The organism is Parafannyhessea sp. LCP19S3_B1, from assembly GCF_052121955.1.
GTDB lineage: Bacteria > Actinomycetota > Coriobacteriia > Coriobacteriales > Atopobiaceae > Parafannyhessea.
Genome location: NZ_JBQKDH010000015.1, coordinates 43,578 through 59,648, shown reverse-complemented (window position 1 = coordinate 59,648; position 16,071 = coordinate 43,578). Strand labels below are relative to the sequence as shown.

General features: G+C 68.6%; 12 protein-coding genes and 1 pseudogene. 4 read left to right on the top strand and 9 right to left on the bottom strand.

The features are described from left to right. Window positions 1–291, top strand: a pseudogene (locus tag ACTQWE_RS09120) (ATPase); the annotation flags it as partial. Window positions 292–321: 30 nt separating this feature from the next. Here the strand turns inward: ACTQWE_RS09120 and ACTQWE_RS09115 are convergent. The 8 genes from ACTQWE_RS09115 to ACTQWE_RS09080 all read right to left on the bottom strand — a co-directional run bounded on the left by ACTQWE_RS09115 (window position 322) and on the right by ACTQWE_RS09080 (window position 11,801). Then, entirely contained in the window at window positions 322–3,054 is a 2,733-nt protein-coding gene (locus ACTQWE_RS09115) for an FtsX-like permease family protein (RefSeq protein WP_441856839.1), read from the bottom strand. 6 nt (window positions 3,055–3,060) lie between these two features. After that, entirely contained in the window at window positions 3,061–3,762 is a 702-nt protein-coding gene (locus ACTQWE_RS09110; protein ID WP_170103423.1) for an ABC transporter ATP-binding protein, read from the bottom strand. A gap of 78 nt (window positions 3,763–3,840) precedes the next feature. Then, a complete protein-coding gene (locus ACTQWE_RS09105; RefSeq protein ID WP_441856838.1) occupies window positions 3,841–4,653 on the bottom strand; it encodes an HAD family hydrolase in 813 nt (270 codons plus the stop codon). A 170-nt stretch (window positions 4,654–4,823) separates the two neighbouring features. Further along, on the bottom strand, window positions 4,824–5,192 hold the full coding sequence (locus ACTQWE_RS09100; RefSeq protein ID WP_441856837.1) for a hypothetical protein: 369 nt from the start codon (window positions 5,190–5,192) through the stop codon (window positions 4,824–4,826). Then, a complete protein-coding gene (locus tag ACTQWE_RS09095; protein WP_441856836.1) occupies window positions 5,185–6,576 on the bottom strand; it encodes a Y-family DNA polymerase in 1,392 nt (463 codons plus the stop codon). Before ACTQWE_RS09095 ends, ACTQWE_RS09100 begins: the two co-directional genes overlap by 8 nt. A 1-nt stretch (window position 6,577) precedes the next feature. Continuing rightward, window positions 6,578–7,159: a DJ-1 family glyoxalase III gene (locus ACTQWE_RS09090; RefSeq protein ID WP_441856835.1), complete on the bottom strand. Its 582-nt coding sequence runs from the start codon at window positions 7,157–7,159 to the stop codon at window positions 6,578–6,580. 135 nt (window positions 7,160–7,294) lie between these two features. Beyond that, on the bottom strand, window positions 7,295–10,630 hold the full coding sequence (locus ACTQWE_RS09085; RefSeq protein ID WP_441856834.1) for an ABC transporter ATP-binding protein/permease: 3,336 nt from the start codon (window positions 10,628–10,630) through the stop codon (window positions 7,295–7,297). Between the two features lie 142 nt (window positions 10,631–10,772). Then, window positions 10,773–11,801, bottom strand: a complete 1,029-nt coding sequence (locus ACTQWE_RS09080; protein WP_441856833.1) for a 3-deoxy-7-phosphoheptulonate synthase — start codon at window positions 11,799–11,801, stop codon at window positions 10,773–10,775. Window positions 11,802–12,000: 199 nt separating this feature from the next. On the opposite strand from ACTQWE_RS09080, the gene ACTQWE_RS09075 reads away from it, so the two are divergent. The 3 genes from ACTQWE_RS09075 (at window position 12,001) to trhA (ending at window position 14,738) form a co-directional block, all read left to right on the top strand. Then, window positions 12,001–13,575: a C69 family dipeptidase gene (locus ACTQWE_RS09075; protein WP_441856832.1), complete on the top strand. Its 1,575-nt coding sequence runs from the start codon at window positions 12,001–12,003 to the stop codon at window positions 13,573–13,575. Between the two features lie 99 nt (window positions 13,576–13,674). Next, window positions 13,675–14,025 (top strand): hypothetical protein, encoded by a 351-nt coding sequence (locus ACTQWE_RS09070; protein ID WP_441856831.1) that lies wholly within the window; start codon window positions 13,675–13,677, stop codon window positions 14,023–14,025. A 41-nt stretch (window positions 14,026–14,066) separates the two neighbouring features. Further along, complete coding sequence (gene trhA, locus ACTQWE_RS09065; RefSeq protein ID WP_090844652.1) at window positions 14,067–14,738, top strand: PAQR family membrane homeostasis protein TrhA; 672 nt, start codon at window positions 14,067–14,069, stop codon at window positions 14,736–14,738. Between the two features lie 111 nt (window positions 14,739–14,849). Here trhA and ACTQWE_RS09060 read toward each other — a convergent pair whose 3' ends face one another. Beyond that, window positions 14,850–16,025, bottom strand: a complete 1,176-nt coding sequence (locus ACTQWE_RS09060) for a coiled-coil domain-containing protein (RefSeq protein ID WP_441856830.1) — start codon at window positions 16,023–16,025, stop codon at window positions 14,850–14,852. Window positions 16,026–16,071 lie beyond the last annotated feature (46 nt).

The window sequence follows — 16,071 nt, the reverse complement described above, 5'->3', positions numbered from 1 at the left end:
GCGCTCGACGCCGCGCGCTCCGTGCTCGCCGCGCGCCGCCGCGCCCTCGACGCCGACCTCGCGGGGGCCTCGTCCCAGCTCGACCACGCGCTCGACTTCCTGGACGCCGCGTTTGGCGCGGACGCGCAGGAGACCGTCGTGTTCGCGACGCACCTCGCCGTCGACCCGGCGTTCATGGCGTTCGCATCCGCGCACGCATCCACCAAGCTCGCGGAGCACGGCCGCGCGCTCATGTTCCACGAGCGCGGGCTCGACCTCCTGAAGCAGGCAGACAGGCTCGAGCGCGGCTAGGCCAGGCGCCAACGCCGCCGCGCGTCCGCGTCAGTCCACGCTCTTCAGCGACTCCACCATGTCCACCGCGTCGAGCCTGCGCCGCATCAGCAGAAGGATCGCCAGCGTGAACGCCATGGTCAGCGCAAACGCGAGCACAAAGCTCAGCGGGTGTATCTCGCGGCCAAACATCACGTAGTCCACCTCGGCCGTCGTGATCACGAAGCCCTCGAGCCACGTGCCCAGCGCCATGCCCGCGGCGTCGCCCAGAAGCGACAGCAGCACGATCTCGCGGAAGACGTACGCGTGCACCTCGCGCCGCGTGAACCCCAGCACCTTGAGGCTCGCGATCTCGCGTACGCGCTCGGACACGTTGATGTTCGTCAGGTTGTACAGCACGATGAACGCAAGCGCCCCCGCGCTCACGATGAGCACCACCACGATCATGTTCACCACGGAGAGCATGTGGCGGTACGTCTCGATCGTCTCGCTCGAAAACGTCACGGTCGCGACGCCGTCCATGTCGTGCAGCTCGTCCGCCAGGCGCTCCTGCGCGGACGTCCCTCCGCGCACGTCCGCGAGCACGGTCGAGAAGGACGGGTCCCCCTCCTCCACGCGGCGCCAGGCGCTGCGGCCCACGTACACGACGTTGCCCACGTAGTTCTCGACGATGCCGTCGACCGTGAGCTCCACGCCCCCGCCCTTCGCGTTGCCGGCGTCGTCCTGGCCAAACAGCACGATCCTCTGCCCCGCGCGGATGCCGTACAGGCTCGCGAGCTTCTCCGTCACCAGCACGCTGTCGTCGCCAAACGCCACGGCCTCGCCCGTCTCGCGGTCGCGCATGCCCACGCAGCGCGAAAGCCCGGCGGCCGAGCGCGGCACCATGACGCTCACGCGCGTCTTCTCCGTGGCGGAGGCGGAGCCGCCCTTCCCGCGCGCCAGCATCGTGCGGCGCTCTACGCGCTCCACCCGGCGCGCGCCCGCGTCCCGAAGGCGCGCCGCCACGGCGTCCACGTCCTTCTCGGCGGCGTCCGCGTCCATGCCCACGGTGGTGTCGTAGCGGATTATGGGGCCGAACTGCCGGTCGATGATGTCCCATATGGAGTCGTGCAGGCCAAAGCCCACCAGCAGCAGCGCGGAGCAGCCGGCGATGCCCACCACCGTCATGAGCAGGCGGCGCTTGTAGCGGAACAGGTTCCTGAACGTGACCTTCCACGAGAAGGACAGCCGCCGCCACAGCGGGCCCACGCGCTCCAGGAGGATGCGCCTGCCCGCCTTGGGCGCGCGCGGCAGCATGAGGGCGGCCGGCGTCTCGCGCAGGGTGGACGCCACCGCGATCCACGTGGCCGCAAGCGTCACGCCCACGCCGAGGCCGCCGGACGAGAGCGCGATGCCGCTGCTCACGGGAAGCGGCAGGCCCAGGCTCGGCACCGCGTAGATGATGCCGTACGCGCCCGTCACGATGAGCGGCAGCGCCTGCGAGAGCACCGCGATGCCCAGGACGGCGCCCGCGCCGGCCGCGAGCAGCGCGTACGCAAGGTACATCGCCGCGATGCGGGCGCGGCCGTAGCCCAGCGCCTTGTGCGTGCCGATCTTCTGGCGGTCGTCCTCGACCATGCGGGTCATCGTCGTGAGCGCCACCAGGGCCGCGACCAAGAAGAACATGGCGGGAAACACCGCGGCTATGTGGTCCATGCGCTCCGTGTCAGCCTGGTAGGTGGCCGCGCCCTCGCTCTGCGTGCGGTCGAGCACGTAGACCTCCGGCCCCTGCATGGCGTCCACCTTGGCCTGGGCCTCGTCTATCTGGCGCTGCGCCGCGGCCAGGCCATCCTGCGCCTGCGCCGCCGCGGCAGGGGCGATCTCTGCGGGGGCGACCGTGCCGGGGGTGGCTGCGGCCTGGCGCTGTGCCTCCAGCTCGCGCGCCTTCGCGTCCACCTGCGCCTGCGCGTCAGCCTTTAGGCCCCGGAAGCGCTCTCTCGCCGCCGCGACGGCGGTGCGGCGCACGCGCCCTGCCACGGCGTCCACGCGGCGCTCGTACGCGGAAGAGCCGCTCTCAAGCCCGCGCGCGCCCTCAACGGCAAGGTACGCCGTCGTGTACGGCACGTCCTTGGAAAACGTGGCGTCCGTCACGTACACGTACTGCCCTATGGTGCCGTCGCCCAGGGTCGTCGTGCCAAACGAGCCGGTGTACGGGTAGTCAGGCGAGCTCACGGTGCCCACGACGGTGAGCGTGCGCCGCACGAGCACGGAGTCCACGTCGCTCGCGGAGGACGTCACGCGTACGACGTCGCCCACCCTCAGCGGCGCCGTCGTCGAGTCCGCGGAGGCGACGCACTCCCCCGCCGCCCTCGGCCAGCGGCCGCTTGCCAGGCGCGCGCGGTTGAGGTAGTCGTCTTTCGACGACGTGACGGCAAAGGGCCCGCTCGCGCGGCTTGCGCGCGCCGCGTCGGCGTCCACGGACGAGACGCGCACGGCCACGCTCTTGCCGGCCGCCTCGGCCATCACGTCCACCGTGCGCGCGGGCATGGCCGCCTCCACGCCGTCCACCTTGCGCAGGCGCGCCACGGCCGCGTCGTCGAGCCCCTGCGAGGACACCACCCTGAGGTCCCACAGCGCGCAGCCGTCGTACCAGCGGTCCGCGGCAACGCGCATGTCCGGCCCGCACATCCGCAGACCCGCATAGAAGCCGCAGCCCAGGGCCACGATGCCCAGTATCGCCAGGAAGCGCCCGAGCGAGCCGCGCACGCCGCGGGCGATCTCCAACATGTATGCGGAGCGTCCCATGGCGTCCTACCACTCCACCGTCTGGGCGTCCGCGGGATGCGCGTTGGTCTCGACGGAGGCGGCACGCCCTTCTCGCACATGGATGACGCGGTCCGCTATCTGCGTGAACGCGAGGTTGTGCGTCACGATGACCACGGTGCGGCCCGTGTCGCGGCACGTGTCCTGCAGAAGCCCCAGGACCTGCTTGCCCGTGCGGTAGTCGAGGGCGCCCGTGGGCTCGTCGCACAAGAGCAGCTTCGGGTTCTTCGCGAGGGCGCGCGCGATGGCGACGCGCTGCTGCTCGCCGCCGGAGAGCTGCGCGGGGAAGTTGTCCGCGCGCTCCGCGAGCCCCACCTGCGCAAGCACGTCCGCCGCCGGCAGCGGGTCGCGGCAGATCTGGCTCGCCAGCTCCACGTTCTCCAGCGCGGTGAGGTTCTGGACCAGGTTGTAGAACTGGAACACGAAGCCCACGTCGTGGCGGCGGTACCGCGTCAGCTCGCGCTCGCCCATCGCGCTCACGAGCCGCCCGTCCAAACGGATGGTGCCGGACGTGCATGAGTCCATGCCGCCCAGCAGGTTGAGCACCGTGGTCTTGCCGGCGCCCGACGGCCCGACGATGACGGCGAGCTCCCCGCGCTCGATGGAGAAGTCCATGCCGTCAAGCGCGCGGACCTCCACCTCGCCGGTGCGATAGATCTTGCGGACGTCCTCGAACTCCACAAACGACATGCGAAGCACCCCTGCTCACCATTCTGTCACGGCGAGAGGGGCGTTTCAAACCGCCTGCGACAGACGGACGTGGTTGCGCTAGCGCCGGGCCTGGCGCGCTCCCGCGCGGCCGGCCGCGGCGGCCCTGCGGGCCTTGCGGGCCTTGCGTGCGTCGCGGCGCTGCGAGAGCCCCATGTAGAACAGGGCGACACCCACGAGCAGCCCCACGGAGAGCACCATCATGCCCGCGATCGAGGGGAAGGTGTCTGAAAGGTACACCACGAAGCTCGCCGCGACGACGGCCGCGCCCGCAAGCAGCGGCACGGCGGCGTGCCCCTTCGCGGGCTCGAGGGGAGCCTCCGCCCCCAGCTCCGCGCGAAGCCCGCCGTCCGAGCCGTCCGCGCGCAGGAACGCGGGCTCTTCTCCCCACTGCGCGGCCTGGGCCACGTCGTCCAGCAGCGCCGTGACGCCGCCCTCGTGCACGCCCGGCACCAGCGTGCGCGCGCACGAGCGCGCCGCCTGCGACGAGTCGCGGGTGGCGACGGACCTTGGCACGGCCGAGAGGAGCTCCGCGTCCGCGCTGGCGCCGCCCAGCACCAGCACCTCGCCCGGCGCCACGCCGAGCCGGCGCATGAGCGCGCGGGCGCCCTCGAGCCGCGACGCCGTGCGCTCGCCGAGCGGCATGCCGTCCGCGACGACGCGCGCGCCATCCCGGAGCACGGCGTTCTGCAGGCAGGACTCGTCGCCGCGCAGCAGCGTGAGCGCCTGGGTGCGGTCGCGCGCCGTCATGGGGGCGAGCAGAATCCCCGCGTGCAGGACCTTGTGCAGGTGCTCGAGCACGGCCTGGTCAAGCGGCCTGCCGTCGCGGGTCCCCAAGGCGCGGTCCATGTCCACGAGTACGAGTCTGATCAAGCCGAAGTCCCTCCCCTTGTGCGTGCGCGGCGGCGCCGCCCATCGTCGCTTGTTATGCCCCGTGCGTAAGACATCTTCCACCAAAAGCGGCCCGCGGCCGCCCATCTGCAGAAAAGCGGCATTAACGTGGCGGTGGCGTGAACGCGCCTACGTGCGCGGCGCCGGGACGCCTACCCTGCGTCCTCGATCGCCGCGACGGAATCGAACGGGATCTTCTCGCCCACCACGCACAGGAGGCCGTCCGCCTCAAGCACGCGGCTGACGCAGCCCACGGTCCTGACGTAGCGGCCGTCCACGTAGTGAGTCACGGCCACCAGCTGGCCGGGCGAAAGCGCGCGGATCTGGCGGGACAGCCGCTCGCGCTGCTCGTCGGAAAGGTCCACCCGCGGCACGTTCAGCAGCTCCTCCTCGCGCTCCCGCAGCATCTGGCGGTAGCCCGGCAGCGGGTCGAACGGTATGAAGATCTTCGCGCGCTCGCTCATGGGCATGTGCGGGCGGCGCACCACGTGCCCGCCCGGGACGGGTGCCCTACTAGCCACTGCGGTGTCCCCCTATCTGCCCGTTGCGCTCGCGCTGGGTGGCCTCGGGCAGAAGGTCCATGCCCTTCAGGAGCGCGTTCTTGCCGAACTTGCGCTTGACCTCGCTTATGGCCTGCTGGCGGCGGCGCTCGCGCTCAAGCTGGGTGCCGTCCTGAAACAGCCCCATCTGCTCGCCCGTGCCCTCCGGCGTCACGCCCGTGAGCGTCATCGTCAGGCGGTGTATGGGGCGCCCGTGGTCCGCCACCTGCTCAAACAGCGCGGTCGCGGCGCGCATCACCTCCGTGCGCGAGCTCGTGGGCACGGCAAGGCGGGCGCTTCCGCCCTCGGCGAACTCGCCCCAGCGCACACGCGCGCCGTGCTCCCCCGCGCGGCCGTCCGCCCCGTCCGCCGCCGCCTGCCGGCGGAGCTCGTCCTTCTCGCCCGCGGAGAGGCGGTACCCCACGGCAATGCTCACGCCCCGCGCCACCAGGCCCTTCTCCACCAGCTGCAGCGCAAGGTCGTCCGCCATCTCCTTCGCCACCAGAAGGCCGCCCGCGAAGTCCTTGTCCTGGCCCAGCACCTGCCCGGACGAGAGCGACTTGTCCTTTGACCGGTACGCCTTGATGTCCGCGATGGTCACGGGCTCGCGGCCCCACGCGTGGTCAATCAGGATCTCGGCGTCCACGCCGAACGCGCGGTACAGCGGCTCCTGCGGGTGCACGGCGAGCTGGCCCATCGTGTGGATGCCAAGCTCGGCCAGGCGGCGCGCCGTGCCGGGGCCAACGCGCCAGAAGTCCGTTATGGGGCGGTGCGCCCACAGCGTGTCGCGGTACGTCTGCTCGTCCAGCACGCCAAAGAAGTCCTGGCTGTGCTTCGCCGTGATGTCGAGCGCCACCTTCGCCAGGTACATGTTCGTGCCCAGGCCGCACGTCGCGGGGATGCCCGTGGTGCGCACCACGTCCCGGCGTATGCGCTCGCCCAGCTCGCGCGCGGAGCACCCGTACAGGTCCAGGTAGCCGGTCACGTCCAGGAACGCCTCGTCGATGGAGTACACGTGCATGTCCTCCGGCGCCACGTAGCGCAGGTAGACGGAGTAGATGTCCGCCGAGCGCTCCATGTACAGGTGCATGCGCGGCGGTGCGATGATGAAGTCCAGCCCCTCCGGCACCTCGAACAGCCGGCAGCGGTTGCGCACGCCCTTCGCCTTGAGCGAGGGCGACACGGCCAGGCATATGGTCTTCTTGGTGCGCGACGCGTCCGCCACCACCAGGTCGCACGTCATGGGGTCGAGCCCGCGCTCCACGCACTCGACGGAGGCATAGAAGCTCTTGAGGTCGATCACCAGGTACTGGCGTGGGCGAGAAGGACGCGGCGGCGCGGCGGCACCGGCGTCGTGCGCAGCCACGCTAGCCCTGGTAGACGATCTTGCGCTTCACGTCCTCGACGGCGTCATCGCCCAGGAAGTGGCGCACGAGCTCGAGGCCCAGCTCCACGGCCGTGCCCAGCCCCTTGCTCGTCATGATGTTGCCGTCCGTGACGACGGCGTCCTGGAGCACCCGCGCCCCGTGCTCGGCAAGCACGTGCTGGAAGTTGGGGTTGCTCGTGGCGTCCCTGCCCTCGAGCAGGCCGAGCTCCGCCAGGATGGACGGCGCCGCGCAGATGGCGGCGACCGCGCGGCCGGACGTGGCGAACGCGCGCACCGCGTCGCATAGCGGCTCGCACGCGCGCAGGTTCTTCGTGCCGGGCATGCCGCCGGGCAGCACCAGCATGTCGTACGCGGCAAAGTCGAAGTCCTCGTCCGCGATGGTGCGGTCGCACACGACCGTGACCTCGTGGCTGGACGTGACGGCGAGGTTGTCCGTTATGGACACCTTGTCGCACGGGACGCCCGCCCGAAACAGAAGGTCCGTGAGCACGAGCGCCTCGCACTCCTCGAGGCCGTTTGCGAAGAAGACCGCCACGCGCTTCTCGGTCTGTCCCTTGAACATGACTTCCTCCAGGTTCCGGGCCCAAGGTGCGGGCCCCGCGGCACGACGGCCGCCTCGACTGACGCATACGAGCATACCGCAAGCGCCGGACGCAAATGCGCCCGGCACGCTCGCGACGCCGTCACTCCAGCGGCGCTACTCGCTCCGGAGCGACTCCACCGGGTCGTTCCGGCTCGCCTTCGTGGACGGGATGAGCCCACCCAAGAACGTGAGCAGCACGCTGATGCCTATGAGTGCGAGCGCGCTTTCCCACGGTAACATCATGATGTCGGGGATGCCCTTCCACGCGAGCACCGCGTGGTTCACGGGTACCTGCGCCACGAGCACCACCGCGATGGCGAGCACGCCCGCGATGAGGCCCTCGATCACGGTCTCGGCGTTGAAGACGTTCGCGACGTTCAGCTTCGAGGCGCCCATGGCGCGCAGGACGCCGATCTCCTTCTTGCGCTCCAGCACCGAGATGTACGTGATGATACCGATCATGATGGAGCTCACCACGAGCGAGATGGACACGAACGCGATGAGCACCATCGAGATCATGTTCACGATGTCCGTGACGGAGCTCATGAGCGAGCCCGCGACGTCGGAGTACTGGATCTTCTGCCCGTCCTGCCCCTTGGCGGCCTTCGAGCGGTTGTACTCGTCTATCACCTTGAGCAGCGACTCCTTTGCCGCGAAGTCCTTGGGGTAGATGCTCACGGACTCCGGGCTCGCAGCGTCCGCGAAGCCGAGCTTCCGCATGTTCGAGTCGTACGTGAGCTTGTCCGCGCTCGCGTAGTTGTCAAGGAGCGAGCGCAGGTCGTCTGCCGTCATGTTCAGGTGGATGGCGTTCGCGAACGCCTCCGGGTCTACGGAGAACCCGTTCTGCAGCGCGCCGGAGAGCGCGGCCATCCTGCCGGCGACCTGCTGCGATATGGCGGCGGAGAGCTGTGTGCCCAGGCTTTGGGTCACCGCGCTCACCTGCTGGGACATCTGGCTCGCAAGCTGCGTCGCCATGACCTGCGCCGCCTGCTGCACCAGGGCGTCCACCTGGCCTTTGACGTAGTCGCCCACGTAGCCCATGTACTGCTGGTACAGCGCGCTCGCGCTTGCGAACGCGTCGTCTCCGAGGTCCGCCCTCAGCTGCGAAAGCACGCTCTGGGCTTCCGGCGTCTGCGAGTACGCGTCCCACGAGGAGTCCGCCCCCTCTGCCACGCCCTGCCGCCAGGTGAGGTAGCCCGTGACGAGCGCGGTCGAGGCCTTGTCCACCGCCTGGTTCTGCTCGTCGGTCAGCGTGAGCCCGTTCTTCTCGGCATATGCCGAGAAGGGCTCGATTCCCCTCAGGATGCCCTGCACGGTGTCCGCGCTCAGCACGTTGTCGAGGGCGGACGTGTCGAGGGTCATGGCCGAGGGGTCGAAGCCCGCCTGGTCGAGCGAGACGCCCGAGAGGTCGAGCGCCGAGGAGTCGAGGCCGCCGGCCGCGGCAGTCACGGCGGAGGTGTCGATGGTGAACGCGCGCTTGAGCGCGTCCTGGTCCACCGTGAACATCTTGCGCATGTCGAAGCTCTCCTGGGACTGCCGTAGCTCCTCGAACGTCTTGCCCGTAAACACGTCCACGTCCCGCCTAGCCTGCTGCTCGCGTACGATCTGCGAGCTGGCGGCGCGGCGCATGAGCTCCTGGGTGAGCGCCGGCGTGTATGCGACGCCCTCCTTCACGAGGCCGGACTGCGCGTCGCCCTTTGGCCTGATGACGCCCACGATCTTGAGCTTGATGCCGTCCTGCACCTGCCGCCTCATGTACGCCTCGTCCTCGGACATGTCCGTCCACGTGCCCTGGGCGTCGTTTCTCTGATAGAGGTTCGCGGACGGCACCACGGCAAACGTCATGCCCAGCGCATCGTCGTACGTGAAGTCGCGGCGGTCCTTGCGCGAGACCTCCACCTTCTGGCCGCCAAGCGCCTCGTCCGTCATCTTCTGCATGCTCTGGGGGTCGTAGAAGCCTATGCCGTACAGCGTGTAGTCGCTCACCTCGCCCTTGCGGTTCAGCACGAGCACGGCCTCGTCCGCCGCCTTCGGCCACGCGCCCCTCACGAGGCTCATGTTGCTGCGCAGGAGGCGCTCGTCGCTCACGAGCTGCGTGAACGTTCCGGTTGAGGAACTTCCGCCCGTGAGCGCCGACCCCATGACGCCGCCCTGCATCGTGCTCGCGACGCTGGAGGGGTTCAGCCGCGTGACGCCCTTCGACGTGTCGGCCATGTATATCTGCGGCGTCACGTCGTAGTCGTACTCCACGGCGTTCGCATAGCGCGCCACCTTCTTGCGGTGCGCGTCGAGATACTTCTTGAACGAGCCGAGGTCGTTGCTCTTGACCTGGGCGAACATGTCCGTGACGATGGCGCGCTGCGGGATGTCGTCGCTGCCCTTGGCACGCCTTGCGCCGTTCCCTTTGGACGTGCCGGTGCCGGAGTCGCTCATGCCATAGCCCATGAGCTTCGAGAAGTCGAAGCTGCTCTTCGTGATGGTGAGCGGGTAGCTGCTGAGCGCGCCCTCCTCCGTCCGCGCGATGTAGTGGTTCACGCCGTTGGACAGCGCCAGGATCGCCGCGATGCCGATGATGCCGATCGACCCGGCGAACGCGGTCATGAACGTGCGGCCCTTCTTCGTCATGAGGTTGTTGAACGAGAGCGAGAGCGCCGTGAGGAAGCCCATCGACGCCCGGCCGCCCTTGTCCTTCTCGCCCGTGCGCCCTGCGGAAAGCGGCGCCTGCGCGGCGCCGCCCGCGGGCGAGAAGGACGCGGCCTCGGGCTCGTCGGCCAAGATCGGGTCGCTGTCGTCCACGATGCGGCCGTCGCGCACGCGGACGATGCGCGTGGCGTAGCTCTCCGCGAGCTCCGGGTTGTGCGTGACCATGACCACCAGGCGGTCGCGCGCCACGTCGCGCAGGATGTTCATCACCTGGATGCCGGTGTCGGTGTCGAGGGCGCCCGTCGGCTCGTCCGCGAGCACGATGTCCGGGTCATTCACGAGGGCGCGCGCGATGGCGACGCGCTGCATCTGCCCGCCGGAGAGCTGCGCCGGGCGCTTGCGCACGTGGTCGGCAAGGCCGACGGCAGCCAGGGCATCCGTCGCGCGGCGCCGGCGCTCCGCGCGGCCGACGCCCGCGAGCGTGAGCGCGAGCTCCACGTTGGAGAGCACGGTCTGGTGCGGGATGAGGTTGTAGCTCTGGAAGACGAAGCCGACGCGGTGGTTGCGGTACGTGTCCCAGTCCTTGGACGAGTAGTCCTTCGTCGAGACGCCGTTGATGACGATCTCTCCGGAGTCCGCGCGGTCGAGGCCGCCCAGGACGTTGAGCATGGTCGTCTTGCCAGAGCCCGAGGGCCCCAGGATCGCGACGAACTCGCTGTCGCGAAACGCCACGGACACGTCGTCCAGGGCGACCTGCGTGAAGTCGTCCGTCTTGTAGGCCTTGCGGATGTTCTTGAGCTGGAGCATGCGGTTCCCTTCAGGAAGTTATCAGGGGGTAGGATACCCATGTCCGCCCCCCGCCGGCTCCTGCAAGGCCGCAACGCCCCGCAAGGCTCCACCACGCGCACACAACCCCAGGGGGATGGGGCCACGCGCAGGACGCGGCTGCCTACACGCGCTCCGCCATGTCCAGCACGAGGCGCTCCGTCCCCTCCCAGCCGATGCAGGCGTCCGTGATCGACTTGCCGTACACGCCGCCGCCGACGGGCTGGTTGCCGTCCACCAGGTACGACTCCACCATGAAGCCGCGGAAGATGCCCGCGATGTCGGGCGAGCGGCGCACGGAGTCCAGCACCTCGTTCACGATGCGCGGCTGCTCCTGCGGTCGCTTGCCGGAGTTGTCGTGGTTGCAGTCGATCACGACGGCCGGGTTCTCGTATCTGCCGTGCGTGTATGCGATCGCGAGCCGCTCCAGGTACTCGTAGTGGTAGTTCGGGTAGTTGATGCCGTCGAGCCCCACGTAGCCGCGCAGCAGCGCGTGCGCAAGGGGGTTGCCCGTCGTGTGGACCTCCCAGTTGCGGAAGATGAAGTCCTGGGGTGCCTGCGCCGCATAGATGGAGTTCAGCATCACGGAGGTTGAGCCGCCCGTGGGGTTCTTCATGCCCACCGGCATGGGGATGCCTCCCGCCACCAGGCGGTGCTCCTGGTTCTCGACGGAGCGCGCGCCCACGGCCACGTAGCTCAGAACGTCCACCAGGTACTGGTAGTTTGAGGGATAGAGCATCTCGTCCGCCGTGAACATGCCCGTCTCCTCCACCACGCGCAGGTGCATGCGGCGGATGGCCCTCACGCCCTCCAAAAGGTCCGGCGCGCCCTCCGGGTCCGGGTTGTGCAGCAGCCCCTTGTAGCCCGTGCCGTTCGTGCGCGGCTTGTTCGTGTACACGCGCGGGATCATCAAGATCTTGTCCGCGACGCGCTCCTGCAGCGCCGCAAGGCGCGTGACGTAGTCGAGCACGGAGTCCTCGCGGTCGGCCGAGCACGGCCCTATTATGAGCAGGACCCTCTTGTCCTCGCCGCGGATGACGGCGGCCACCTGGGCGTCGAACGCCTCCTTGCGCCTGGTCATCTCCAGCGAGAGCGGCATGGCCTCGCGGATCTCCATGGGGATGGGAAGGCGGCGCTTGAATTCCATAGACATGTTCTTCTCCTCCGGGGAGCGTTGGCTTTGTGTGATGCGCGGCATCGGTACGTCGCGGTCTGCGCATTTTCGCACGGGGTGCTTACGTGCGCTTGTCGGCAAGGTTAACATTTGGAGCCTTTTTCCGCGCGCGGGCTGGGCGGGCTCATGACGGGTACCATACAAGGGTCATGCCACACACGACCCGATGGAGGCACACATGCCCTGCACCACCCTGCTCATCGGCAAGAAGGCGAGCTACGACGGCTCGACCATAATCGCGCGCAACGAGGACTCCCCCGGCGGCGTGTTCACCCCGAAGAAGTTCGTCGTCATCCAGCCCAAGGACCAGCCGCGCCACTACCGCTCCGTGCTGAGCCACGTCGAGATCGAGCTTCCCGACGACCCCATGCGCTACACCTCCGTCCCCGACGCCACCCCGAAGGACGGCATCTGGGCCGAAGCCGGCGTGAACACGGCAAACGTCGCCATGAGCGCGACGGAGACCCTCACGTCAAACGAGCGCGTGCTTGGCGCGGACCCGCTGGTAGAGCTCGTGAAGGCGAAGGGCAACCCCGGCGAGGACGGCTACGAGCCGGAGGTCGCCGGCGGCATCGGCGAGGAGGACATGGTCACCATCGTCCTGCCCTACGCCCACTCCGCGCGCGAGGGCGTAAGGCTCCTGGGCTCCTACCTGGAGCGCTACGGCACCTACGAGATGAACGGCATCGCGTTTTCCGACGTGGACGAGATCTGGTGGATGGAGACCGTCGGCGGCCACCACTGGATCGCGAAGCGCGTGCCGGACGACTGCTACGTCACCATGCCAAACCAGCTCGGCATCGACGACTTCGACCTCACCGACGCACTGGGCGAGAAGGTCGACCACATGTGCTCCGCGGACCTTGCGGAGTGGATGGACGCCAACCACCTGGACCTCTCGCTCGACGTGGTCGAGCTCGTGGACGGCGACGGGGACGAGGGGGCGGAAGACCCCTGGCCCGACGCGAGCCACCGCTTCTTCAACCCACGCGACGCCTTCGGCAGCCACAGCGACTCCGACCACGTGTACAACACGCCGCGCGCCTGGGCCATGCACCGCTTCCTGAACCCGGGCCTTGGCTGGGACGACCCCAACGCGGGCTGGAACCCGGAGGACGACGACATCCCCTGGTGCATGACGCCGCAGCGCAAGCTCACGATTGAGGACGTGAAGTACGCGCTGTCGCTCCATTACCAGGGCACGCCGTACGACCCGTACGGCGATCGCGGCGATGCGTCCACGCGCGGCGCCTACCGTCCCATCGGCATCAACCGCAACGGCCAGCTCGCCGTCATCCAGATCCGCCCGTACGCGCCGGAGTCCTGCCGCGCGATCCAGTGGATGGCCTACGGCAGCAACGCGTTCAACGCGCTCGTGCCGTTCTTCGCGAACGTGGACGCTACGCCCGACTACCTTGCCAACACGACCCCGCACGTCACGACGGAGAGCTTCTACTGGGCAAACCGCATCATCGCGGCCATGGCCGACGCGCACTTCAACAGCTGCTCTCGTCACATCGAGCACTACAACGAGGCCGTCACGTCCAAGGGCCACGCGCTCGTCGCACAGTACGACCGCAAGGTCGCCGGCGACGGCACGCCCCTCGCCTACCGCGAGGCAACGCCCGTCCTCGAGGAGGCGAACGCCAGGATCGCGGACATGCTGCGTGAGCAGACGGACAAGACCCTGGATGACGTTCTTCTCACCGCAAGCCTCGGCATGAGAAACGCGTTCGCCCTGAGCGACCACTAGCAACGCCGGCGCCTTCGCGAAGGGCGCCCGGACACGTCACCGCCAGGCGCCGGCCGCTGCCACGGACTCGGCCGGCGCCCTCGACCATTTGGGAGCATCGTGAGCATTACCGCACAGACACCAGGCGCCGGCACCCCGGACGAGCGAGAGCTCGCCTACCGGGCGCTCGTGCGCGCCACGCGCGGCCTCGGGCTTCCCCAGGAGCTCGCCTACGTCATGTCCGGCGAGCTCAAGTCCGCCAAGGCCATGCGCCAGATGACGACGTACCTCATGAGCGCCCACCCCGGCAGCGTCGAGGAGGTCGTCGACGAGATGCTCGCCATCGTCCAGAACAGGAACACCTGGATCGAGCACCAGATGAGGGAGCATAGCAACGCCCGCGTCACCGCATGGTACAACCGGCCGGACCGGCCGAGCGAGGACTTCGACGACCCAAAGGACATCCTGTGACGCCGCCTCGCAACGCCGCCTCGCAACCAAGGGAGAAGAACATGGCATCTCGAGACGCTGCAACGCTCGGAAGGGCACCACGCCAGTACAGCACAGGCGAGGAGATCGCGAACGCCGTGAGCCACGGTGTCGGCGCCCTCCTCTCGATAGCGGCGCTCGTTCTTCTCGTCGTTCGCGCGGCCATGTCGGGCGGGGGCGCCGCCCACGTGGTTCCCGCCGTCCTCATGGGCGCCTCGCTCGTGCTCGAGTTCCTGTTCTCGACCCTCTACCACGCACTTCGCCCCAGGGCGGCAAAGGCCGTGTTCAGGATCTTGGACCACAGCGCCATCTATCTGCTCATCGCCGGCAGCTACACGCCGTTCGCGTTCATCACCCTCGCGAACGAGGGCGGTGTCCAGCTCGGCGTCACCGTCTGGGTCATAGCTGCGGTCGGCATCGTGGCGGAGTGCTTCCTGCGCGAGCGTCAGCCGAAGTGGGTCTCCGCCCTCGTGTACCTCGCCATGGGATGGCTCGTCATCTTCCACGTGGCGGACATCGCGCGCCTGCTTCCACCCGCCGCGTTCGGCCTCCTGCTCGCTGGCGGCCTCTGCTACACCGTCGGCTGCGTGTTCTACGTGGTCAAGCGGGTGCCGTACTTCCACTTCGTGTGGCACCTCTTCGTGCTCGCGGGCGCCACCTGCATCACGCTCTCCGCGCTGCTGTTCGTCGTGTAGCGCCACTGCCAGGCGCATCTAGATTCCGCCCGCAAGACGTAAAAACCGGGGCCGGCAACAAATCGCGATCTGTTGCCGGCCCCGCCCGTTTCGCCAGACTCTCGCGGACGGCTACCCCAGCCTGATGCCCATGAGCCAGCCCCAGCGCGGGGTGACCGTCGTGCCGTAGTAGCCGATCCACTCGTTCACGTTGATGGTCCTGATGTAGCCCACGTTGTCCATCATCACACCGCCACCCACGTAGATGCCTATGTGGCCGTATATCCTGCCCGCGGACGTGTGCGCGTGCGACGACACGGCCACGATCATGCCGGGCTTCAGGTCGCTGCGGTTCGAGCTCGTGCACCACGCGTTGTACATGTCGCACGCGTTGCCGCTCGCGTATCCGTAGCCCGCGTTGCTGAACACCTGGGACACCCACATGGCGCACAGGCCCAGTCCCGGCGAGGGCGTCGTGTGGCACGCACTCACCACGGCCTGCTGAGATCCCGTCGTGGCGCCGCCGCCAGAGATCGTCCCCGTCACGTTTGCAGCGCCTGCGCCGGAGCCCGCGGAGTTCCTCGCGGCCGCAGCGGCGGCCGCGGCCTTCGCGGCGGCGGCCTGCTCCGCCTTCTCCTTCGCCATGGCGGCCAGCTCGGAGTCGCGCTGGTCCATCAGCTTCTTCTCCTGGTCGGAAAGCCCGGCGAGCACGCTCTGCGTCTCCGCCTGCTTCGACTCCATCTCCTTCAGCTGCTTCTGCTGGGTGGCGGAGAGGCTCTCCAGCTGCGCCTTCTGCTCACGCAACGTGTCGCGCTGGCTCACGAGCTCCGCCTTCAGGCCTTTGACCTCCTGGATCATCCTGCTGTCGGACTCGCTGATCTTGTCCATGTAGTACACGTTGGACTCGAGCTCCTCGAAGGACGCGGACGAGAAGAGCACGTCCAGAAAGCCGGTCGACCCCGCCTGGTAGCTCTCGGAAACGCGCTTTGCGAGGCGCTCCTTCTTCTCGGAGAGCTCGTCCTCCTTCTCGCTGATGTCCTTCTCGACGTCGACGATCTTCCCCTGCGTCCGCTCGATCTCATCGAGGGTGTCAGACTGCTTCTTCGAGAGCTTCTCGTACTCGGCGGCGATGTCGTCGAGCTCGCTCTGCACCTTCGCCACCTGCCTCTTCGTTTCCTCGATCTGGGCGTTCGTCGAGTCAACGTCCTTCTGGTCCACGGCAAGGGCGACGCGGGGCAGCACGGTGGCAAGACCGGCACCCGCAAATATCCTCAGCGCGTCCCTGCGAGAGATGTTGTTGAGTTCCAAGGGGTCCCCTGTTCGTTTGTTCTGCGTTCGGGCTCTAAAACCACAC

Bases quoted from the DNA above. Each gene is read 5' to 3' on its own strand.
- ACTQWE_RS09115 (WP_441856839.1), bottom strand. From the start codon at position 3,054: ATGGGACGCTCCGCATACATGTTGGAGATCGCCCGCGGCGTGCGCGGC.
- ACTQWE_RS09110 (WP_170103423.1), bottom strand. From the start codon at position 3,762: ATGTCGTTTGTGGAGTTCGAGGACGTCCGCAAGATCTATCGCACCGGC.
- ACTQWE_RS09090 (WP_441856835.1), bottom strand. From the start codon at position 7,159: ATGTTCAAGGGACAGACCGAGAAGCGCGTGGCGGTCTTCTTCGCAAAC.
- ACTQWE_RS09085 (WP_441856834.1), bottom strand. From the start codon at position 10,630: ATGCTCCAGCTCAAGAACATCCGCAAGGCCTACAAGACGGACGACTTC.
- ACTQWE_RS09080 (WP_441856833.1), bottom strand. From the start codon at position 11,801: ATGTCTATGGAATTCAAGCGCCGCCTTCCCATCCCCATGGAGATCCGC.
- ACTQWE_RS09075 (WP_441856832.1), top strand. From the start codon at position 12,001: ATGCCCTGCACCACCCTGCTCATCGGCAAGAAGGCGAGCTACGACGGC.
- trhA (WP_090844652.1), top strand. From the start codon at position 14,067: ATGGCATCTCGAGACGCTGCAACGCTCGGAAGGGCACCACGCCAGTAC.